Genomic DNA, 4,512 nt, shown 5'->3' on the forward strand with positions numbered 1-4,512 from the left:
TGCGGCAGTTGACGCGAACGGAGGTGTTTTCGAACCGTTGTTCGGAGAAGAAGATGCCATTATTTCAGATGAATTGAACCATGCTTCTATCATCGACGGAATCCGTTTGTGTAAAGCTGCACGTTACCGTTACAAGCATTCAGACATGGCGGATTTGGAAGAGCAATTGAAAAAAGCTCAGGCTCAGCGCCACCGGATCATCGTTACGGATGGTGTTTTCTCCATGGATGGCGACATTGCAAAAATGAATGAGATTTGTGACCTGGCAGACAAGTACGATGCTTTGGTCATGACAGACGAATGTCACAGTGCCGGATTTATCGGGAAAACAGGCCGCGGAGTTCCGGAACACCACAACTGTATGGATCGCGTAGATATTATCACGGGAACTTTAGGAAAAGCGCTTGGCGGTGCAATGGGTGGATACACAACCGGAAAGAAAGAAGTGATCGAAATGTTGCGTCAGCGTTCAAGACCGTATTTGTTCTCCAATTCGCTTGCACCTGCTATCGTTGGAGCAGCAAACAAAGTATTCGACATTTTAGGAAGTTCAACGGAGCTTCGCGATAAGTTGGAAGCCAATACCAAATACTTCAAAGAAAAAATCATTGCAGCAGGATTTGACATCAAACCGGGAGATTCCCCGATCGTTCCGATCATGTTGTACGATGCTTCCTTGTCTCAGCAATTTGCAGATAAATTATTGCAGGAAGGCGTTTATGCAATCGGATTCTTCTATCCTGTTGTAGCAAAAGGAGCTGCACGCATCCGGACACAGATTTCCGCGGCTCACAGCATGGAAGACCTGGACAAAGCAATTGCAGCTTTCATCAAGGTTGGAAAAGAATTGGGCGTTTTAAAAAATTAATCCTCCGGAAGCGGCGGTTTCGTTTTTTGGGTCTCCATAAAAGCCAGACTCCGCGCAAAGGAAAATATAGCAATCCAAGATCACAAGCTCTGAACAACCATGTTTGGAGCTTGTTTTCTTTTGGGAGCTGCGTTGAAGCCAAAAGTGCTTTACCTGCACTTGCATCATAACGCGCAATCGGATTCAGGTAAATACGACTTTCGCTGTTTTTGGCGACCACCCGGATGTAAGTATCTGTTTGCTTTAGCTTATAAACCGCACGATCCGATTTCACCACTTTTTTCTTCACTCTTCCACCCTGCCCGATGAATAAAATCGTATCTGCCGGAAGGGCAAAGCGCACGTAAACAGCATCACCTTTCAGGTTGCAACTCACAAAATCATTTTCACACTCATTATACTCCGTGTAAACACCGAATGCTTTTCCATGAAGTAAGGAATTCAACACCTGATCCTTCGTTTTTTCCGGGGAAAGAATCACTGTCCAAACCCGTCCCATTTCGTCTGCATCCGTGCTATGAGAATCATCATTTGCAAGCAGGTAAGCCAATTTTCCGGTCGAAAGAGCTGCATCCCAATGCGCATCCGAAATCCGGAAATGATTGAGCACTTCCACCAGGTCATAATGCTGCAGGTATTTCATATCGTTGAGACTTCTGCCACGATTAAATTCCGGGTGGGCAATCACTACAATTCCTTTTTGTGCCTTGATTTGTTCAATGACTTTCTGCTGGTGAGAAGTGGACTGAAACAGGAAATAATCGCAGTACGAAATGTTTTGAGGATTCAACACCAGGCAATGGGATTTAAACACATTCAATCCATGCTCATAGACGGGAATATACAAGGGATCGTTTTGCTTTCCTGTAGTATCTAATGAAAAATAATTGGAAACAGCTGCTATATCGTATCCTTTTTCCTTGTACCCGTTTCGCAGGCTTTCAGCCGTACTCTTTCCGTATGTCAGCGATTTCCAGGCGCAGGAATGGGCATGAAAATTTGCTTTGATCCGTTCCTTTCCCACCGATTGATAAGGATTCAACCACTTTTTGCCGGAGAATGGTGCCGGTTCTTCAAAATCATAAATGGTTGTTGTCAGGTATTGAATCCCGATCAGGAGGATCGAAAACAACAAAACAGAAGCCAACAAGCGGAGCAGAAAATAAGCAAGAATAATTACGGCATTCACGGGCACTCAATGAATCATTTACACCCCAAAAATACAGGTGCGAATCATTCTAAAAACCTATAATTCAACAGATAATAAAATCATAATCTTTAGTAAATACAGGGCAACAGAAGAATATTTCCGATAAATGATTAAACTGATGCCGGTTGGACACAGGAAGTTAGAATAAAAACTATCTTTGTGCCCTAAAAATTCCAATGCATAGGTGGCATTGGATGTTGATTCATTAACAAAGAGAATTTATGACAAGGTCACTACTTGTTTTATTTTGTGCGGCATTCACATTTTCCGCATTCGGACAGATCAAACGCGATGTCTCGGGTTACTATCAGGACTACAGGACAAAGGGGCCTTCCGAAGATGTTCCGGTGCAATTGATCAACAAGGAAACAGGTAAGACTTATCAAGCCATTACGGATGAAAACGGAAAGTTTTTATTCAAGGATGTTGAGTTGAATACACAGATCGATACATCTCTTTTCAACTTGTCTGTTGCGGATAAAAAATACAAGCAGGAAAACTTTTTAATTAAGATCGACTCGGATCATACGAGCGAGTACCAAATGGATAAGAAAAATCCGTTCAAAACGTCCACGAAAGTTACCTGGATGTTTGACTGGGGAACCTGGAACGGAAAAGAAAATTACTGGTCTCACTTTACAGCTAAAGCGGTATTGGTTATTTACGGAGCTTGTTTGGTTTTAGTATTTATCTATTCTTTGTTGCAGCTTTCATTGTCTATTGCCTATGCAAGAAGCCGCAAGCGCAAAGCACTGGAAGTAAAACCGGTTTACAATCCGGAAACAGCACGAACCGTGACGGTTCAGTTACCGATGTACAACGAGATGTATGTTGCGGACCGAATCATTGAAGCAGCTGCAAATTTTGATTACCCGAGGGATAAATTCGATATCCAGGTATTGGATGATTCAACGGATGAAACCAAGGATCTGATTGCTAAAAAAGTAGCTGAAGTTGCTGCAAGAGGAATCCAGATCGAGCACATTCACCGTACGGACAGAACAGGATATAAAGCCGGCGCTTTGGATTCGGCAATGAACAAGGTAAAAGGTGAATTCATCGCTATTTTTGATGCGGATTTCGTTCCGGAAAAAGACTGGCTGCAAAAAACCATGCCTTATTTCGAAACAGACGACAATATCGGAGTAGTTCAAACCCGCTGGGGACACTTGAACAAATCCTATTCTTTATTAACTGAATTACAGGCTTTCGGTCTGAACGGACATTTCGCGGCAGAACAAGGTGGTCGTAACGCTGCAGGACATTTCATCAACTTCAACGGTACCGGTGGTATTTGGCGCAAAAAATGCATCGAAAGTGCCGGCGGTTGGGAACACGATACATTGACCGAAGATTTGGATTTGAGTTACCGTGCGCAATTAAGAGGCTGGAAGTTCAAATACCTGGAAGATGTCGTTGCTCCGGCTGAATTACCGATTACCATGTCGGCATTGAAAGCACAACAGCACCGCTGGATGAAAGGTGGGGCAGAGTGTTTCGTGAAGATGTGGAAAACTATTCTGACTTATAAAAACGTACGTTTGACTGACAGAATCCACGGATTATCACATTTGTTCAACTCCTCTGTTTTCATGTTCATTCTGACCATGTCTTTATTGAGTTTGGTGGTTCTTCAGATTAAGGATAGTTTCTCTGATCTGAATTATGTGATCCAATACGGTTCTATCTTCATTTTAAGCACGGTTTTCCTGATGTATTATTACTGGCTGGCGTACCGCGATAAAACGGACAATAAATTCACTTCATTTATCCGCTTTACAGGACGATTCTTCTTATTCCTGACGGTTTCCTTAGGACTCTCACTGGCGAATACGATTGCCGTTCTGGAAGGATTTATGGGGATCAAAAGCTCCTTTGTAAGAACTCCGAAATTCAACGTGAATAAAAAGGCTGAATTCAAAGGAAACAAATACGACAAAAAGAGCATTTCCCTGATTACAATCGGTGAAGGAATCCTGATGTGCGTTTTCGGATTTACGGTCGTAAACAGATCTATTTACGGCGATTTGGGAATGGTTCCTTTCCACCTGATGTTAACTATCGGATACGGAATTGTGTTCTTCAGCTCCTTGAAAGAATTAAGAAGAGGTGCTTAATTAAAGTTGTCCTATCGCTGGTGGTTTCTTAGATTATTTTCCGAATCTATTAAAACTGCTTGAAAGGTTTAATTATCAAAAGCCGTTCGTACGAGTTTTAAACTTCATATAAAACATTCAAAAAGGTCTCTTTAATCAGGAGGCCTTTTTTGTTGTCCTTATTAGAAGAATTAGGCATGTGTGAGCAATTAGCAAGAAGGGAATAGTGAGTTAGGCAATAGTGGTGTAAAATAATTCCTTCTAATGTTATAATTAGGTACAATCATCGCTATATCTATGCTATATCTATGCTATATCTATGCTATATCTATGCTATA

At 42.0% G+C, this 4,512-nt stretch carries 3 protein-coding genes; 2 read left to right on the forward strand and 1 reads right to left on the reverse strand.

The genetic code is table 11. The annotated features are described in order from the left end of the window. The coding region (kbl, locus tag Q1V93_RS18725; protein ID WP_300666900.1) for a glycine C-acetyltransferase at positions 1 to 868 on the forward strand (868 nt) is incomplete at its 5' end. Here the strand turns inward: kbl and Q1V93_RS18730 are convergent. Then, a complete protein-coding gene (locus Q1V93_RS18730; RefSeq protein ID WP_300666901.1) occupies positions 831 to 2,057 on the reverse strand; it encodes a hypothetical protein in 1,227 nt (408 codons plus the stop codon). The genes kbl and Q1V93_RS18730 overlap by 38 nt on opposite strands. Positions 2,058 to 2,299: 242 nt before the next feature. Here Q1V93_RS18730 and Q1V93_RS18735 point away from each other — a divergent pair, with 242 nt between their 5' ends. After that, positions 2,300 to 4,195, forward strand: coding sequence for a cellulose synthase family protein (locus Q1V93_RS18735; RefSeq protein WP_367183839.1), 1,896 nt, complete (start codon positions 2,300 to 2,302; stop codon positions 4,193 to 4,195). The last annotated feature ends 317 nt before the right edge of the window (positions 4,196 to 4,512 follow it).

The organism is Fluviicola sp. (assembly GCF_030151805.1).
Classification (GTDB): domain Bacteria; phylum Bacteroidota; class Bacteroidia; order Flavobacteriales_D; family Crocinitomicaceae; genus Fluviicola.